Origin of the sequence: Pseudomonas sp. Sample_11 (genome assembly GCF_004307505.1) — a bacterium.
In the GTDB taxonomy this organism is placed as follows: domain Bacteria; phylum Pseudomonadota; class Gammaproteobacteria; order Pseudomonadales; family Pseudomonadaceae; genus Aquipseudomonas; species Aquipseudomonas atacamensis.
Map to the genome: position 1 here is coordinate 17,243 of NZ_RCOD01000007.1, position 16,094 is coordinate 33,336.

At 61.1% G+C, this 16,094-nt stretch carries 14 protein-coding genes; 1 reads left to right on the forward strand and 13 read right to left on the reverse strand.

The window, feature by feature from the left end:
* Window positions 1–23: 23 nt before the first annotated feature.
* From D8U60_RS01410 to D8U60_RS01470, 13 genes are all read right to left on the reverse strand, one after another.
* The gene (locus D8U60_RS01410) at window positions 24–305 is read right to left on the reverse strand and encodes a type II toxin-antitoxin system RelE/ParE family toxin (protein ID WP_130899323.1); all 282 of its coding nucleotides are present in this window, start codon (window positions 303–305) and stop codon (window positions 24–26) included.
* Complete coding sequence (locus D8U60_RS01415) at window positions 295–540, reverse strand: type II toxin-antitoxin system Phd/YefM family antitoxin (RefSeq protein ID WP_041477418.1); 246 nt, start codon at window positions 538–540, stop codon at window positions 295–297. Before D8U60_RS01415 ends, D8U60_RS01410 begins: the two co-directional genes overlap by 11 nt.
* Before the next feature lie 89 nt (window positions 541–629).
* Window positions 630–875, reverse strand: coding sequence for a DUF2789 domain-containing protein (locus D8U60_RS01420; RefSeq protein WP_122747883.1), 246 nt, complete (start codon window positions 873–875; stop codon window positions 630–632).
* A 78-nt stretch (window positions 876–953) separates the two neighbouring features.
* Window positions 954–2,522 carry an efflux transporter outer membrane subunit gene (locus tag D8U60_RS01425; protein WP_177435431.1) on the reverse strand — a complete coding sequence of 523 codons (1,569 nt, stop codon included), beginning with the start codon at window positions 2,520–2,522 and terminating at the stop codon, window positions 954–956.
* Window positions 2,519–3,586, reverse strand: coding sequence for an HlyD family secretion protein (locus D8U60_RS01430; RefSeq protein ID WP_110602297.1), 1,068 nt, complete (start codon window positions 3,584–3,586; stop codon window positions 2,519–2,521). The genes D8U60_RS01425 and D8U60_RS01430 overlap by 4 nt, the downstream gene beginning before the upstream one ends.
* Before the next feature lie 27 nt (window positions 3,587–3,613).
* Complete coding sequence (locus tag D8U60_RS01435; protein WP_130899325.1) at window positions 3,614–5,146, reverse strand: MFS transporter; 1,533 nt, start codon at window positions 5,144–5,146, stop codon at window positions 3,614–3,616.
* 195 nt (window positions 5,147–5,341) lie between these two features.
* Window positions 5,342–6,259, reverse strand: a complete 918-nt coding sequence (locus tag D8U60_RS01440; protein ID WP_016772273.1) for a LysR family transcriptional regulator — start codon at window positions 6,257–6,259, stop codon at window positions 5,342–5,344.
* A 132-nt stretch (window positions 6,260–6,391) separates the two neighbouring features.
* Window positions 6,392–7,258 carry an ABC transporter permease gene (locus tag D8U60_RS01445; protein WP_130887559.1) on the reverse strand — a complete coding sequence of 289 codons (867 nt, stop codon included), beginning with the start codon at window positions 7,256–7,258 and terminating at the stop codon, window positions 6,392–6,394.
* Between the two features lie 20 nt (window positions 7,259–7,278).
* Window positions 7,279–8,139 carry an ABC transporter ATP-binding protein gene (locus D8U60_RS01450; protein WP_130887558.1) on the reverse strand — a complete coding sequence of 287 codons (861 nt, stop codon included), beginning with the start codon at window positions 8,137–8,139 and terminating at the stop codon, window positions 7,279–7,281.
* 17 nt (window positions 8,140–8,156) lie between these two features.
* Entirely contained in the window at window positions 8,157–9,053 is an 897-nt protein-coding gene (locus D8U60_RS01455) for a TauD/TfdA family dioxygenase (RefSeq protein WP_130899326.1), read from the reverse strand.
* A 358-nt stretch (window positions 9,054–9,411) separates the two neighbouring features.
* Complete coding sequence (locus tag D8U60_RS01460) at window positions 9,412–10,779, reverse strand: HlyD family type I secretion periplasmic adaptor subunit (protein ID WP_024011116.1); 1,368 nt, start codon at window positions 10,777–10,779, stop codon at window positions 9,412–9,414.
* Complete coding sequence (locus D8U60_RS01465; RefSeq protein ID WP_051600365.1) at window positions 10,769–12,925, reverse strand: type I secretion system permease/ATPase; 2,157 nt, start codon at window positions 12,923–12,925, stop codon at window positions 10,769–10,771. The genes D8U60_RS01460 and D8U60_RS01465 overlap by 11 nt, the downstream gene beginning before the upstream one ends.
* A gap of 33 nt (window positions 12,926–12,958) precedes the next feature.
* Window positions 12,959–14,311: a TolC family outer membrane protein gene (locus tag D8U60_RS01470; RefSeq protein WP_016772278.1), complete on the reverse strand. Its 1,353-nt coding sequence runs from the start codon at window positions 14,309–14,311 to the stop codon at window positions 12,959–12,961.
* A 360-nt stretch (window positions 14,312–14,671) separates the two neighbouring features.
* Here D8U60_RS01470 and D8U60_RS01475 point away from each other — a divergent pair.
* Window positions 14,672–16,094: retention module-containing protein (locus D8U60_RS01475; protein WP_130899333.1), on the forward strand; the 1,423-nt coding region annotated here is incomplete at its 3' end.

Consider the following 16,094-nt stretch of genomic DNA (forward strand, 5'->3'; position numbering starts at 1 on the left):
ACTTGAATAAAGCGGGGGCTCGTTCAACGGTTCCTGGCAGCATCGTAAACGCTGCTGCGTTCGCGCTTGCCAACCGCTAGCACGGAAACCACGATTCGTTCGTCGATGACTTGGTAAACCAATCGATATCCCGAGGCTTTGAGTTTGATTTTGTAGCAGTCGGGCATGCTGTGGAGGGCGTCAGCCGGGATTCTCGGAAGCTTCAGCCTCTCACCCAGCTTCTTTTTGAACTGCTCCCGCAACGTATGACCCAGCTTGTTCCACTCTTTGTGCGCAGACGGCAGAAACTCAAGCTTATAAGTCATCCAGGCTTACCGAAATGGGCGTTTCGTGGAGGCGCGAACGAACAATGTCAGCCAGCTCAAGATCATCAAGCCGCTCCATCATTGCTTCATAAACTTCGGCCGGCACCATATAGCCCATGACGCGATTGTGGTTGAGGACAGCGACGGCCCCCCCATGTGCACCGTTCAACACGGCAGTAGGATTTTTCTTCAGTTCAGAGACACTGACAGCCATATCGGCGAGAACGCTTTGCATAATAAGAACCTCAAATTAGGACGTGATTTTGGTCTATTTATGCCATGTGGACAACTGTGGCGTTCAACGAGGATACAACTTCGCGATGATCACCCCACCCGCCCCTTACGCAACATCACATTCAACTGATCCACCACTTCCGCCCAATCCGCATCATCCAGAATCTCCTCGCGCAGAAACTGCGCCTGACCTGCCGTCCAGAAAAACGCGTCAGCCAGATGCAAATCCGGCTTGAGCGGCGAATGGCTGGCGATGAATTTGTCGATGCCGGTCGGATCGTCATCGAGGCCGAGTTGTTTGAACAGGGCCGGTAGGCTGTGCTGCGGATTTTCCATGATGCAACTCCTCTGCAATTCAGGTCCGGCGTTGCGCCGTTCGCTGCAGTGGAGTTGATCATAGCTGTCGCGGCGGGTTCAGGGTCTGGCGACGTCAAGTGAGCCTGCGGCCAGTTGCGCTGCCGGATAGACCGACTGCCATCCGCCGCCGAGCGCCTTGTACAAACCGATCATCGCCAGGGAAACGCCGGTCGAGCTTTCTACCCATTGCTCCTGCGTGGCGAGCAAGGCGCTCTGCACGGTGAGGACGTTGACGAAATCGACCACGCCTTCGACGTATTGCTGTTGCGCAGTACGCAGGGCGATCCGGTTCTGGCGCACGGCTTCGGCGAGGCTGTCGCGACGGCGCTGGCTGGCGTTGTAGGCGGTCAGTTGATCATCGATTTCATGCCAGGCGCGCAGCACAGTCTGCTGATAGGCGATGGCCGCTTCTTGTTGCTGGGCTTCGCGCAGTTGCAGCATGCCGCGCAAGCGACCGCCGTCGAACAACGGCAAGCTGAATTGCGGGCCAATGGCAAAGGCGCGCGAGCCCCATGAACCGAAATCGCTCAGTTGCATGGCCTGTGAACCGAAGTTGCCGGACAGGGTGATGCGCGGATAGAAATCGCCCTTGGCCACACCGATGTTGGCGGTGGCGGCGTGCAGACGCGCTTCGGCCTGGCGGATATCCGGGCGGCGTTCGGCCAATTGCGATGGCAGGCCGATGGCGACTTGCAGTGGCGACTGCGGCACTGCCGCGTCTGTGGATAATGCTTGAGCGAGGGCCTGCGGCGGTTCGCCCATCAGCAGACTGATCGCGTTGATCAGTTGCGCCTGACGCTGCTCGAGCGCCGGCAGCCGTGCCTCGATGGCGGCGACTTGCGCGGCGGCTTCGGCGACGTCCAGGTCGGTGGCCACGCCATCCGCCAGCCGCAACTGCGAGAGTTTCAGGCTGTGGCGAGCGACGTCGAGGTTCTGCTCGGTGACGGCGCGGGTGTTCTGCACCCCGCGCAACTGAATGTAGTTTTGCGCGGTGTCGGCGAGCACGGTCAGCAGCACGCCGCGACGATCATTTTCTGCCACTTCGAGATTGGCATCAGCGGCTTCGGTTTCACGGCGCACGCGGCCCCAGAAGTCCAGTTCCCATGACGCCGAGAAGCCGGCATCCCACAGGTTGAAGGCCTCGTCGCCGTTATTTCCCGATGGATCGTTCAAGCCTTTGCCACTGTTGCGTTTGCGCCCGTAGCTGCCGCTGGCGGTGCTGTGCGGATAACGCTCGGCGGTGATCACCTGGCGCGCGGCGCGGCTTTGTTGCAGGCGGCTGCTGGCCAGTTGCAGGTCGAGGTTGCTGGTCAGCGCGCGTTGGGTGAGCGCGGAAAGTTGCGGGTCGTGGAAGGTTTCCCACCAGCGTTCGTTCAGGGGTTCGCTAACGGCCTGGCTTGGGGCGGACCGGGCGGGTTTGGCCCAGTCGGCAGGCTGAGGGGCTTCGGGTTTCTGGAAGTCTGGGCCGACGGTGCAGGCGGTGAGACTCATTGTGAGCAAGGCACTGAAGGTTAGCTGCTGCCACTGGCTTTTTCGCGAGCAGGCTCGCTCCCACAGGGGGAACGCATTAAAAAATGTGGGAGCGAGCCTGCTCGCGAAGGCGGCAGCCGATTCAACACCGATCATCGCTGCGTCACCTCGCGCCCGGACGCCTTTGAGCTGGCGGTATCAATGCTCGCCTCGACCGACATCCCCACCCGCAACCGCTCAGCCAGTGGCTGGCCCGGTTCCAGCACGATCTTCACCGGAATCCGCTGCACAACCTTGGTGAAATTACCGGTGGCGTTATCCGGTTTCACCGCCGCAAAGGTCACGCCAGTTGCCGGCGCAATACTCTCGACGCGGCCGGTCAGGGCTTCGCCACCGAGACTATCCACTCGGACTTGCACATCCTGCCCGGGCTGCACATCGGTCAACTGGGTTTCCTGAAAATTGGCCACCACATAGGCCTGCTGCAACGGCACCACCGCCAACAGCTTGCTGCCCGGCGTGACGTAGGCGCCGACGCGCACCGCACGCTCGCCGATCATGCCGTCCTGCGGCGCGGTGATACGCGTGTAGGACAAGTTGAAACTGGCAATCTCCAGCGCAGCCTGCGCGTGTTTCAGATTGCCGTCGGCGGCGTTGCGCTGGGCGGTGAGAATCTCGACCTGCTTGCGTTCGGCCGCCAGCTTCGCGGTCGCGGTGTCGAGGCGCGCCGAGGCCTGATCAATGCGCGTGCGCGCCTGCTGCGCGTTCTGCACGGTGCCGGCGCCGACACCGGCGAGATGGTTGTAGCGGTTCAGTTCCTGCTGCGCAAAAGCCATTTCCGCTTTGGCCGAGACCACGGTGGCCTGCGCCTGAGCAATCAGCGACGCCTGCCGCTCCAGGGTCGCGTTGGCGTTCTGCAACTGCGCCCGCGCGACCAGGGTTTGCGCATCCGCCGCCTCCGCCGCTGCGCGCAAATCACGGTCATCGATCAGCGCCAGCAACTGCCCGGCCTTGACCTGCTGATTGTCTTCGACCAGCACCTGCTTGATGAACCCGGCCACGCGCGGCACCACCAGCGTGTAGTCGGCGGAGACGAAGGCATCGTTGGTGGTTTGCTCGGTGCGTTGGCCGAACAGCCCAGGCATTGCCAGGTACACCAGCACGCCCACCGCCAGCGCGGCAGCCACGGCCACCGCGAGTTTTTGCTTGGATTGAGTCATAAAAAACCTTCAGTTTCAGTACAGCGATCAGGTCGGCGCGCGCGGCGGATAAATCCGCGTCGGCAGCCAGAAAATCAGCAGGATCAACGCCACAGCGACGCCGGCCATGCACAGGTACAAATCGGACGAAGTCAGCACCACCGCCTGCTCGTGCACGCGGTGAGCGAGGCCCGGATCGCTGTGATCGGCCAGCGGCGAATTGCCGAGGCTGTCGACCAACATGGTCGAATGAAAATGCAGGCGTGCGGTGGTCAGCGCTTCGATGACGCCGGTGGCGACCACGGCAGCCAGGCCTTTGACGGTGTTGAACCACGCCGACGCGAACGGCCCTTCCATCGGCGTGATACTGCCGGTCGACAACATCAGCAGCGGCAACACCGCCATCGGCTGGCCGAAAATCTGCAGCCATTGCAGGACGTGGAAATCATCGCGAATCCACGCCGAAGTCAGGTGCGAACCGCCCAGGCAGGACAGCGCGAGCATGCTCAGACCAATGCCGAGCACCCAGCGGCAATCGACCCAGCGCAAATTGCACAGCGCTGCCACCAGCGGCAGCGCGATCAACTGCGGCAGCGCGGCAATGAGCATGATCGGCGCGGTTTGCGCCGGACGATAACCCTGCACCTGGGCCAGATAACTCGACGGAATCAGCACCACCGCCAGCAGCACGATCAGCACCCCGGCGAGGGTGATCAACGCAAACAACAGGTTGCGGATGCCGAGCATCTGCAGCTTGAAAAACGGAATCGGCTGCGACCATTCATTGATCATAAAAGCCACCAGCAGCAGCGAACCGGCACCGAGTAATCCACAGATCAGATTCGACTCGAACCAGTCCAGTCGATTGCCCTGCAACAGACCGATCACCAGCATGCAGATCGCCGGAAAGCCCAGCAGCAGGCCTTTCCAGTTGAACGTCTTGAGACGCTCCAAGCGCAGCGGATCCTGGGGCAATCCGTAAGCCACTGCGGCCATCGCGATCAGGCACGGCACGATGATCTGCCAGAAGGTCCATTGCCAGCCGACGTATTCAGTCCACAGACCGGCCAGCGGCGTGCCGAGTCCCGGGCCGAAAGTCGCGGTCAGTGCGTAGCCGGCCAATCCGTACAGTTTGATGTTCGCTGGGAGAAAGCGCAGTGCGACGGTCATCAGCATCGGCGGCAATGCACCGCCGGCGAGGCCTTGGAGGATGCGCATCAGCAGCAGACTTTCATAGTTCGGGGCGAACGGGCACAGCACGCCGAGCAAGGTAAACAGGCCGATCGCGCAGAGGGTGAAGCGGCGCAGCGAGAAGGTCACCGAGCACCAAGGCGCGAAGGCCATGGCCGCGACCGACGTGGCCGTGTAGCTGGCAACCAGCCAGGTGCCTTCGTCATAGCCGATGTGCAGCGCGCCGCGAATATCGGCGAGTGCGACTTTGGTGACCATCTCGTTGAGGCCCGAGACCAGCACGGCCAACAGCACGCCTACCAGACCAATGATGATCCGCGCCCCGAACACCGGTGGCGCAGCCGCCGGGCTGGTCGCGGCGAGAGGCGCCGAGACCGTCAGGGATGTCATGAATGAAAACTCCGGGGGTGAAATACCGAAGCATTTTAGTGGGGCTTGATGCTGACGAAAATTGACTTATTGGCAGGTTATAAGTGCATCAGACACAAATATCAAAAGCAAAAGATCGCAGCCTTCGGCAGCTCCTACAGGGGGAATGCATTCCAGTGTAGGAGCTGCCGAAGGCTGCGATCTTTGCTTTGCTTTTTATGGCTGAGCCGCCAGCCACGTTTCATCGCAGCAGGTCTTGAGGGTTTCACGCAGCCAGCGGTGGGCCGGGTCCTTGTCGAAGCGCGGGTGCCAGGCCTGGGTCAGCATCAGCATGGGCAGCGGAATCGGCAGATCGAATGAACGCAGTTTCAGGCCCAGCCGCCGCACGCTGAGCAGTGCTTCTTTGGGCACCGGCAGGATCAGGTCGGAGTCGGGCAAGGCAAACATCGCTGCATGGAAACTCGGCGCGATCACCGCCACTCGACGCTCCAGCCCCAACGCATTCAACGCCGTGTCGATCGGGCCGCGAGCGATGCCACGGCGCGACATGCTGATGTGGGAAAAACCGGCGTAGCGCTCGGCGGTGATTTCGCCGTCGAGCAAAGGATGGTTCTCGCGCACCAGGCCGACGAAATGCGTGGAGAACAGGTTCTGTACCTTAACCTCCGGCGTAAGCGGACGGGTGTTGCTGACGCTCAGATCGATGCGTCCTTCGCGCAGCGCCTCATCGTCGCCATCGCCTTCCGGGACGAAGCGCAATTCGCAATGCGGGGCGAGCTGGTCGAGGGTGTCGAACAGCTTGCCGCCGTAGACACCGACAAAGAAATCATTGGCGCGGATGCTGAAACGTCGACGCAAGGTGCCCAGTTCGACGCTATCGGCGGAGCGAAACAGCAGCGCCGCCTGCTCGACCACGTCGCGCACCTGTTCGCGCAGTTCGAGGGCTTTGGGGGTCGGCACCAGACCACGCCCGGCGCGCACCAGGATCGGATCGCCGATGGCTTCGCGAATCCGCGTCAGCGTGCGGCTCATGGCCGCCGGGCTGAGGTTCATCCGCCGCGCCGCGCCGACCACACTGCCCTCGTCGAGCAAGGCATCGAGGGCGACCAGAAGGTTCATGTCCGGGAGTTGCATGCTGAGCACTCTTGGCTGATCTGGATTGATCCATACGCAATGCTAGCAGATCAAAAGATCGCAGCCTGCGGCAGCTCCTACAGAGGATGGTTTTCCCATGTAGGAGCTGCCGAAGGCTGCGATCTTTTCAGGTCAGCGCTGCATACCCCAGCGCTTCACCGTCACCCGCTCAAGGGTGGCAAACACCAGATTCTCCACCAGCAGACCAATCAGGATCACCACCGCCAACCCGGCAAACACCTTGTCGGTGTACAGCTCATTGCGATTCTGGAAGATGTACCAGCCCAGCCCGCCCTTGCCACTGGTTGCGCCAAACACCAATTCGGCTGCGATCAAGGTGCGCCAGGCAAACGCCCAGCCAATCTTCAAACCGGCGAGAATCGACGGCAGTGCCGCCGGGATCAGTATGAACAACACAAGGCGCAACCCCTTGAGACCATAATTGCGCCCGGCCATACGCAGCGTTTCGGAGACGCCGAGAAATCCGGCATAGGTGTTCAGCGCCAGCGCCCACAGCACCGAATGCACCAGCACGAAAATCAGACTGTTCTGCCCCAATCCGAACCAGAGCAGCGCCAGCGGCAACAGGGCGATCGCCGGCAACGGGTTGAACATCGAAGTCATCGTACTGAGCAGATCACGTCCCAACTGGGTCGAAACCGCCAATGTCGTCAGAGCGAACGCGAGGACAATGCCGATCAGGTAACCCTTGATCAGCACCACCAGGGATATCCACACCTTGGCCAGCAACTCGCCACTGAGCAGACCGTCGAACAGGGCCTGCGCGGTTTGCAAAAAACTCGGCAGCATCAGGTCGTTGTTCTGAATCCGCGCGACCACTTCCCAGATGATCGCCAGCACGATCAGGATCAGGCTTTTGCGCAGCCAGCCCTGTTGCCAAAGGCGCGTCGCAAGCGGCAATTCGCGCTCGACCGGCACTGCGGTCAGCGGCTCGAGCACGGTTTCGAATTCTTCACGCACGGATGATGAATGGCTCATCGGGTAGACCTCCTGGCCGTTCAATAGGCGATGCGAATGTCGTTGAAGTGGTGATCACGTTCGGTCTCCGGCGCCTGGCCCTCATCGAACAGCAGACGATGAATGCGCCGCGCCGATTCCTGAAACGCCACGCCGCCGAGGCTGTGCAGATCGTATTGATGGCTGTGCACTTCGGCGCGCACCCGCCCCGGATGCGGCGACAGCAAGAGGATGCGATTGCCGATCACCAAGGCTTCTTCGATCGAATGAGTGACGAACAGCAGGGTGAAACGAACCTCTTCCCAGAGCAGCAGCAACTCCTCCTGCATCTTGCGGCGGGTCAACGCATCGAGTGCAGCGAAGGGTTCGTCCATCAAAAGAATTTTCGGCTGCATGGCCAAGGCCCGGGCGATCGCCACCCGTGCTTTCATGCCGCCGGACAAGGTGTGTGGATAGGCGTCGGCGAATGCTGCGAGGCCGACCTTTTCCAGATAATGCAACGCACGCTCTTCGGCTTCTTTCTTGTTCAAGGTGCGCGAGGCGAGCAACGGGAACATCACGTTCTGCTTGACGGTTTTCCACGGCGGCAGCTGATCGAATTCCTGAAACACCACAATGCGATCCGGCCCCGGCGCATCGACGCGCTGGCCTTGCAGGCGGATCTCGCCTTCGCAAGGCTGGATGAATCCGGCGACAGCCTTGAGCAAGGTCGATTTCCCGCAACCGGACGGGCCAAGCAGGACGAACCGGTCAGCCGGGTCGACGGCGAAACTGACTTGATGGGTAGCGCGCACCACCCGCTGCGGCGTGCGGTATTCAAGGCTGACGTGATCGACGGCCAGCAACGCTTCGCTGCGGGCGATCGGGCTGCTGGCCGCGTGGCCTGGCAAAGGGGCGTTCATGATCGATCTCCGGCAAATCAGAAAGGCGCGTCGCCCTGGATAGTCGTGCGATACAGCTTGCGGCGCAGATGCGCGGGGCAGCCGGCGGCGAGGTGGATCAGCGAGCGGTTGTCCCAGAACACCAGGTCATGCGGTTCCCACTGATGGCGGTAGATGTTTTGCGGCAGCACGCTGTGGGCGAAGAGTTCGCCGAGCAACTGACGACTTTCGTCTTCCGGCAGACCGACGATGCGCGTGGTGAAGCCTTCGCTGACGAACAAGGCCTTGCGGCCGTTTTCCGGATGAGTGCGCACCACCGGGTGCACCACTTCGGCGACCTGAGCCAGTTGTTCCGGGGTCAGGGTCGGGCGCCAGTTACCCTCGAACTTGGTTTCGCTGTAGCGCGCGGTATAGGAATGCGCAGCGGAACGTCCTTCGACCGCAGTGCGCAACGCAGCGGGCAAGTCGTCCCAGGCTTTGTGCATGTCGGCGAACAGCGTGTCGCCACCCTCGGCGGGCAGCTCTTGGGCGTGCAGCATCGAGCCGAGACTCGGCAGCTCTTTATAGGAGAGATCGGAATGCCAGAATTTGCCGGCGTCACCGAGACCGATGTTCTGGCCGTTCTCGATGATGTTGGAAACGATGAGGATTTCCGGGTGATTGGCCAAGAGGAATTGTTTGAGCACGTGGATCTGCAACACGCCGAAACGGCGGCTGAAATCGATTTGCTGTTGCGGGGTGATCTGCTGATCGCGAAAGACCACGACGTGGTAATCCAGGTGCGCGCGGTGAATCCGCGCGAAGTCCTGATCATTGACCGGCCGGCGCAGGTCGAGGCCAACGATCTCGGCGCCGACGGCACCGCTGAAGGGGCGAATTTCGAAAACTTGTGGCGCGGCAGTTGCGGCGCTTTCGGTGGCAGTAGCGGCGGACATCAATCATCTCCCACGCACAGCGCGCTCACGGACGCGCTCGTCGATCAGACACTCACGCTGGATTGCGTGTCGGTGCAGGTCGTGCGGCGCGCCGATTGGTCGGCAGGTACGCAGGGAGATGACTTTATAGCTATAAGAATTGGAAATTAAATACCGTTAACGAATAACGATATGGCGAATGGTGAGGGGGTGGAGTGACGATTTTTGTCACTTACCGACAGGTATATGCCGCCCTAAAGGACGCCATCGCGGGCAAGCCCGCTCCCACAGGGGTTCTCAGCTGACTCCGAAAATGCGCTCAATACAAAACCTGTGGGAGCTGGCTTGCCAGCGATGAGGCCAGCAAGGCCACTGGGGATCAACGCTCGTGCAACGCCTCAGCCCGCGCGCGAATGATCGGCTTGAGCAAATAGCTCAACACCGACTTCTTGCCGGTGATGATATCCACCGAAGCAACCATCCCCGGGATGATCAGCAGTGGCTTTTCATCCGTGCCCAAGTGGCTGCGCTCGGTGCGCACTTTGATCACGTAGTAAGTGGTTTTCTTGTCTTCGTCGGTGATGGTATCCGCACCGATCTGCTCTAGCTGCGCCTTGAGCCCGCCGTAAATGGTGTAGTCATAGGCGGTGAATTTGACGATTGCTTCCTGACCCGGATGCAGGAACGCGATGTCCTGCGGGCGGATCTTGGCTTCGACCAGCAGGGTGTCATCCAGCGGCACGATTTCGACCATGTCGCTGCCCGGCTGGATCACGCCGCCGATGGTGTTGACCAGCAACTTGTTGACGATACCCCGCACAGGTGAGGTAACCAGCGTACGGCTGACGCGGTCTTCCAGCGCCTTGCCGGTGGCCTGGGCCTTGTTCAGATCGGTGCGCGCTTCGTTGAGCTGGGTCAGCGCTTCGCTGCGGAATTTGCCGCGGGTTTCGTCGATCTTGCGCTGCACTTCCTTGATCGCCGATTCCGCGCGCGGAATGGCCAGCGTGGTCGCATCGAGCTGGCCACGGGTTTCCACTTCGGCACGCTTGAGGCGCAACACTTCCACCGGCGAGACCGCGCCCTGCGCCACCAGCGGCTCGGACATGTTGATTTCCTGACGCTGCAAGCCGAGTTGCTGACGGTACTGCGCCTGCTTGGAGCTGAACTCACGCAGCTCTTGCTGGCGCTGGATCAATTGCTCCTGCAAGCCGCCGATTTCATCGTGCAACTGCTGACGGCGGCTGATGTACAGCGACTCTTCGCTTTTTGCCTGGCCCGGCACGGCTTTGAGCACGTCCTCGGGGAAATTCAGCGGACGATCATCGACTTCCGCGCTCAGGCGCTCGACCCGCAGCAGCATCGACAGGCGATCAGCCTCGGTTTCGCCGACGTTGGAGGCAAAGCGCGTGTCATCGAGACGAATCAGCGGCGCGCCGGCCTCGACGATCTGCCCTTCCTTGACGAACAGCTCGGAGACGATACCGCCCTCCAGGTTCTGGATTTTCTGGATCTTGGAAGACGGAATCGCCTTGCCGTCGCCCTTGGTCACTTCGTCGATTACGGCGAAGTTGGCCCAGAGCATGAGGAACACGAAGAAGCCGATGATCGCCCAGATGGTCAGGCGCACGACGCGCGGGGCGTCTTCGATCAGCGCCTTGTTGACCTCTGGCAGCGGCTGGCCCTGCAGCGAGGCAGAGCCCTTGAAGTAGCGACGGATCGACTCCTTGACACCGGACTTAAGCAACACTGATCTGCCCCTTCTTCAACGCTTCCATCACGGCGGCTTTCGGGCCGTCGGCGAGAATCTGCCCGCGGTCGATCACCAGCAGGCGATCGACCAGCGACAACAGCGATGCCCGGTGCGTGACCAGCACCACGGTCTTGTTTTCAATCACTGCTGCGAGGCGTTGCTTGAGGCGTTCTTCGCCGGTGTTGTCCATCGCACTGGTTGGCTCATCCATCAACAGAATCGGTGGGTTGAGCAACAGCGCCCGGGCCAGGGCGACGTTCTGTCGTTGGCCGCCGGAGAGGTTCTGCCCACGCTCGCCGACTTGCAGCTCGTAGCCTTGCGGGTGCAGACGGGCGAATTCATGGACGCCGGCCAGTTCGGCGGCTTGCAGCACCAGCTCGTCTTCGACGTAACGCGCGCCGGACACCAGGTTGTCACGCAGGGTGCCGGACAGCAGCTGAATGTCCTGCGGTACGTAGCCGATGTTGTAGCGCAGTTCGCTGACGTCGATCTGGCGGATGTCCACGCCATCGACCAGCAACGCACCGTCGTCCGGTTGGTACAGGCCCACCAGCAGTTTCGCCAGCGAACTCTTGCCCGAACCGCTGCGGCCGATGATGCCGATCTTCTCGCCGGGACGGATCACCAGGTTGATGTTCTTCAGCGCCGGGTTCTGCTGGTCCGGGTAGGTGAAGCTGAGCTGACGGCATTCGATCGCACCCTGCAGAACCTTGCGGCTCAGCGGGCGCTCTTCGAAATTGCGCTCCTGCGGCAGTTCCATCATCTGGTCGACCGAGGTCATGGTCACCCGCGCCTGTTGATAGCGCGTGAGCAGGCCGGACAGCGACGCCAGCGGGCTCAGCGCACGACCGCTGAGCATGTAGCAGGCGATGAGCCCGCCCATGCTCAGGTTGCCGGCGATGATCTGGTACACGCCGAAGACGATCATGATCACCCCGGCCAATTGCTGGATCAGCAAGGTGATGTTCATCGCCAGACCGGAGAGCATTTTCACTCGCAGCTCGAGACGGCTCAGGGTGCCGATGGTCTGCTCCCACTGATACTGGCGCTCGCTTTCGGCGTTGTTGACCTTGACCGCGTCCAGCCCGGCGAGGGTTTCGATCAGGCTCGACTGGCGCTCAGCGCCCAGCGCCATGGTGCGCTCCATGGTCGCGATCAACGGCTTCTGCAAGGCGTAGCCGATCAACAGGGCAATCGGGAACGCCAGGACCGGGATCCACACCAGATGCCCGCCGAGAATGGCGATGACGATGAAAATCAGAATGGTAAACGGCAGGTCGATCAGGCTGGTCAGGGTCAGCGAGGCGAGAAAGTCGCGCAGGCTCTGAAACTCATGGATGTTCTGCGCAAAGCTGCCGACCCGCGCCGGACGGTATTTCATCGCCATGCCGACAATGCGCTCGAACAGCGTGGCGGAGATGATCAGGTCGGTTTTCTTCCCGGCCAGATCCAGGCACAGGCTGCGCAGGCTCTTGAGGATCAAGTCGAAGATGTAAGCGCCGGTGATGCCCAGCGCCAGCACCCAAAGGGTTGCTTCGGCCTGGTTCGGTACCACGCGGTCGTAGACGTTCATCACGAACAGCGGCGCGGCCATGGCGATGATGTTGATCAGGAAACTGGCGGCGATCGCATCGGCGTACAGCCAGCGCGAACGCTTGAGGGTGTCGCGAAACCACGAGCGTGCACGCGGGATCAGCGTGCCGTGGTTGACGTCGAATTTGTGCTGCGGCTGGGCGAAGAACACTTTGCCGGTGTAATCGTCGCTCAGCAGTTCACGGCTGACCACCGATTCGCCGCCGTCGCTTTCGCTGAGCAGCACTCGTGCTTCGTTGTCGCCCTGCCAGCCGAGCAGGACGGCGCTGCGGCCATCCTTGAGCAGCAACAGCGCGGGCATGGCGATCGCCGGAATTTCTTCGAGCTTGCGCTGCAACACCCGCCCCTGCAGCCCGGCGCGAGCCGCTGCGCGCGGCAGCAACTCGACACTCAAACGTTGTTTGGGCAGCGGCAGGCCAGTGGTCAGCATCGCCGCGCTGGCAGGCTTCTGGTGCAGCATGCACAGGGCGAGCAGACCATCCAGCAACGGATCGTCATGCAACGCGCGTGGATCATGGCTGAGTTGAACTCGACTGACTTCTGATTCCACGCTCGACACTCTTTAACAGTTGAAAGGGATAACTCAGTTCATCCCAGGCAGCTGGACCTTGGGCTTCACGTCGTTCTGCACAACGGATGCCAACGGCGCGACCACTCCCTGGCTTTTGAGCAATTGGCCCATGGTCGCCTTGATTCGATACTGAGTAAATAACTGAATGTTCTTGATTTCCGCCAGACGCCGCGAGGCGGTGAACAGCTCGTTTTCGCTGTCGAGCAAATCCAGCAGGGTGCGTTCGCCGAGGCTGAATTGACGCTGGTAGGCGGTACGCACCGAAGTGCTGCGATCGACGTATTGCTGAGCGATCGGCACCTGAGCGTTGGCGTTGTTCAGGGCGTTCCAGGCCAGGCCGAGCTCTTCGTTCAACTGACGCAGGGCGTTGTTACGGATGTCCAGCGCCTGGTTGGCCAGGTACGACTTGGATTCCAGATCGGCCTTGTTGCTGCCACCGGAATACAGGTTGAAGCGCATGCGCAGCATGGCCTGCCATTCGTTGTTGTGGCCGTTCTGGCCGTCGATATCGTTATCGGCGGTACGGCCCAGTTCGGCGTCGAAGCGCGGGTAAAAGGTCGATTTGGCGGTGGCGAACTGCTTCTCGGCAGCGGCAATATCCGACTCGGCGGAACGCAGGATCGGGCTGTTTTCCAACATCTGCGCGCGGGCTTCATTGAGGTTGGCGGGCATCATCGCCATGAACGGCGCCGGGCGCTCGAGCTGGTCGGGCATCTGGCCGACGGCGCTGAGGAAGTTGGTTTCCGCATCGGCGAGGTTGGTCTGCTCGGTGATCAGATTGTTGCGGGCCTGGGCCATACGCGCTTCGGCCTGATCAAGGTCGGCACCGCTGCCGACGCCGCGCTGGGTGCGCAGCTGGATCTGATCGTAGATGCGCTGGTGGCTCTTGAGGTTTTCCTCGGCCAGACGCACGAATTCGCGACGGGTCAGCACGTCCAGATAAACCTGGGCGACGGTCAGCGCAGTGCGTTCGGAAGTGCCCAGCAACGAGTAAGCACGGGAGCTGACGTTGGCTTGTTGACGCGCAACTTCATTGGACGTCGCGAAACCGTCAAAAACCATTTGCGAGAGACGTAAACTTGACTCGCTGCGGTTCAACGTCTCCCAGTGATTGCTTCCACCGTTCGCTCGAGTGGTCACACTGTCGGTGCCTTCACGGCCATAACCGCCGAGCAGATCGACCTTGGGCAGGTATCCCCCTTTCGCAGCCTTTAACTGATAATCCGCCGCCAATCGACTGTTGACCCCCGCCTGAATCTCCGGATGGACATCCAGCGCCTGTTGCATGGCTTCTGGTAAGGATTGTGCTTGTACGAATGAGGCGGCGAGAGCGAAGGGAGCGGCAAGGAGCAAAAGCGAACGCATGGTTGGAATTTTCCCGGAACTTCTTGTCTTGAATCACAGCAGAACGTGGTGCTGCGTCGGATGATGGCAACCCGAAAGACCGTATGTCGGAAAGTTCAAAACAGGAACTGGATGACAGGCTGAAGGACAGGTCGCCGCGGAAATATCAATGTGACATTAGTGGGGCGATTGTTTAGGATGGCTCCCAGAAGGTCAATAGTTTGGCATAAAGTTAATCGCGATAATTTATAGCCAGATTATTGACGGAAATACAGCGTCAATAAGTTATCCATCTATAGAAAGTACGTCCAGACTGAAGTGGCGCCGACGCCCGTCAGGTCCATGGAAGTCAACTGAATGTGACACCCCGGAGAGTCTTCAATGAGCAGTGTTGTTGCCGTCGTCAAAAGCATTGTCGGTCAGGTTTTCGTGGTGTCCCCAGAGGGCGTGCGTCGCGTACTCGTTGAAGGCGATCGCCTGTATGTCGGCGACCAGATCGATACCGGCCTGTCCGGCGCGGTGTCGCTGGAACTGGCCGATGGCCGCATGCTCGATCTGGGCCGTGACACCCAGTGGAGCGCCAGCTCGCCTGACTCCAGCACTGACCTGGCCGAAGCCACCGCGCAGGCTGCGCCTTCTGTAGAAGAACTGCAGCAAGCCATCGCCGCTGGTGTCGACCCGACCACCGCACTCGAATCCACCGCGGCCGGCCCGACCGCCGCAGGTACCGGTGGCGCCGCCGGTGGTGGTCACAGCTTTGTCATGCTCGACGCCACCGCTGGCCGCGTCGATCCGACCATTGGCTTTCCGACGGCGGGCATCAATTCTGCCGGCCAAGTCGCGCAGGACACCACCGGCGGCCTGACCACCGACACCACCACCAACGCGCTGCGTGACTCGACCCTGAGCCTCAGCGCCACGCCGACCATCACCGAAGCCGGCGGCGTGCTGGTGTACACCGCGACCCTGACCCAGGCGCCGCTGACCGACCTGACCATCACCCTGTCCAATGGCGCAGTGATCGTCATCCCGGCCGGCGCCACCACCGGCACCGTCAACGTGCCGCTGGCACCGAACGACACGGTCTACAACGACCCGACCCAGATCGACGTGACCGTCACCGGCACCAGCGGCGGCAACGGCATCACCGTGACCCCGCCGACTGTCCCGGCGACCACGCAGGTCACCGACACCGTCGATACCACTACCGTCACGCTGACGGCTGGTTCGAGCGTGACCGAAGGCGGTCAGATTACCTATACGGCGACTTTGACCAACCCGGCGCAAACTCCGGTAACCGTCACGCTGTCGAACGGCTCAACCATTACCATTGGCGCTGGCCAGACTACCGGCACCGTCAACGTGCCGACCCCAGCCAATGACGTTTACAACAATGGCAGCACCGTTACGACCACGATCACCGGCGCTACCGGTGGCAATTTCGAAAATCTGGTGCCGAATCCGACGCCAGCCGTTACCACCATCACTGATTCGGTTGATAACACCGGTCTGACGTTGACCGCGACCAACAACATCGTTGAAGGCGGTCAAATCACTTACACCGCCACCCTGACCAACCCGGCGCAAACCCCGGTGACCGTCACTCTGTCGAACGGCTCGACCATCACCATTGCTGCGGGCGAAACCGTCGGCACCGTGAACGTGCCGACTGCGGCCAATGACGTTTACAACAATGGCAGCACCGTCAGCACGACGATCACCGGGGCTACCGGCGGCAACTTCGAAAACCTGGTGCCAAACACCACGCCAGCCGTTACCACGATCACTGATTCGGTTGATAACA

What these genes read in the sequence shown, in the direction of transcription:
- D8U60_RS01430 (WP_110602297.1), bottom strand. Translation starts at nt 3,586, where the DNA reads ATGACTCAATCCAAGCAAAAACTCGCGGTGGCCGTGGCTGCCGCGCTG.
- D8U60_RS01435 (WP_130899325.1), bottom strand. Translation starts at nt 5,146, where the DNA reads ATGACATCCCTGACGGTCTCGGCGCCTCTCGCCGCGACCAGCCCGGCG.
- D8U60_RS01455 (WP_130899326.1), bottom strand. Translation starts at nt 9,053, where the DNA reads ATGTCCGCCGCTACTGCCACCGAAAGCGCCGCAACTGCCGCGCCACAA.
- D8U60_RS01445 (WP_130887559.1), bottom strand. Translation starts at nt 7,258, where the DNA reads ATGAGCCATTCATCATCCGTGCGTGAAGAATTCGAAACCGTGCTCGAG.
- D8U60_RS01420 (WP_122747883.1), bottom strand. Translation starts at nt 875, where the DNA reads ATGGAAAATCCGCAGCACAGCCTACCGGCCCTGTTCAAACAACTCGGC.
- D8U60_RS01425 (WP_177435431.1), bottom strand. Translation starts at nt 2,522, where the DNA reads ATGATCGGTGTTGAATCGGCTGCCGCCTTCGCGAGCAGGCTCGCTCCC.
- D8U60_RS01450 (WP_130887558.1), bottom strand. Translation starts at nt 8,139, where the DNA reads ATGAACGCCCCTTTGCCAGGCCACGCGGCCAGCAGCCCGATCGCCCGC.
- D8U60_RS01410 (WP_130899323.1), bottom strand. Translation starts at nt 305, where the DNA reads ATGACTTATAAGCTTGAGTTTCTGCCGTCTGCGCACAAAGAGTGGAAC.
- D8U60_RS01470 (WP_016772278.1), bottom strand. Translation starts at nt 14,311, where the DNA reads ATGCGTTCGCTTTTGCTCCTTGCCGCTCCCTTCGCTCTCGCCGCCTCA.
- D8U60_RS01415 (WP_041477418.1), bottom strand. Translation starts at nt 540, where the DNA reads ATGCAAAGCGTTCTCGCCGATATGGCTGTCAGTGTCTCTGAACTGAAG.
- D8U60_RS01440 (WP_016772273.1), bottom strand. Translation starts at nt 6,259, where the DNA reads ATGCAACTCCCGGACATGAACCTTCTGGTCGCCCTCGATGCCTTGCTC.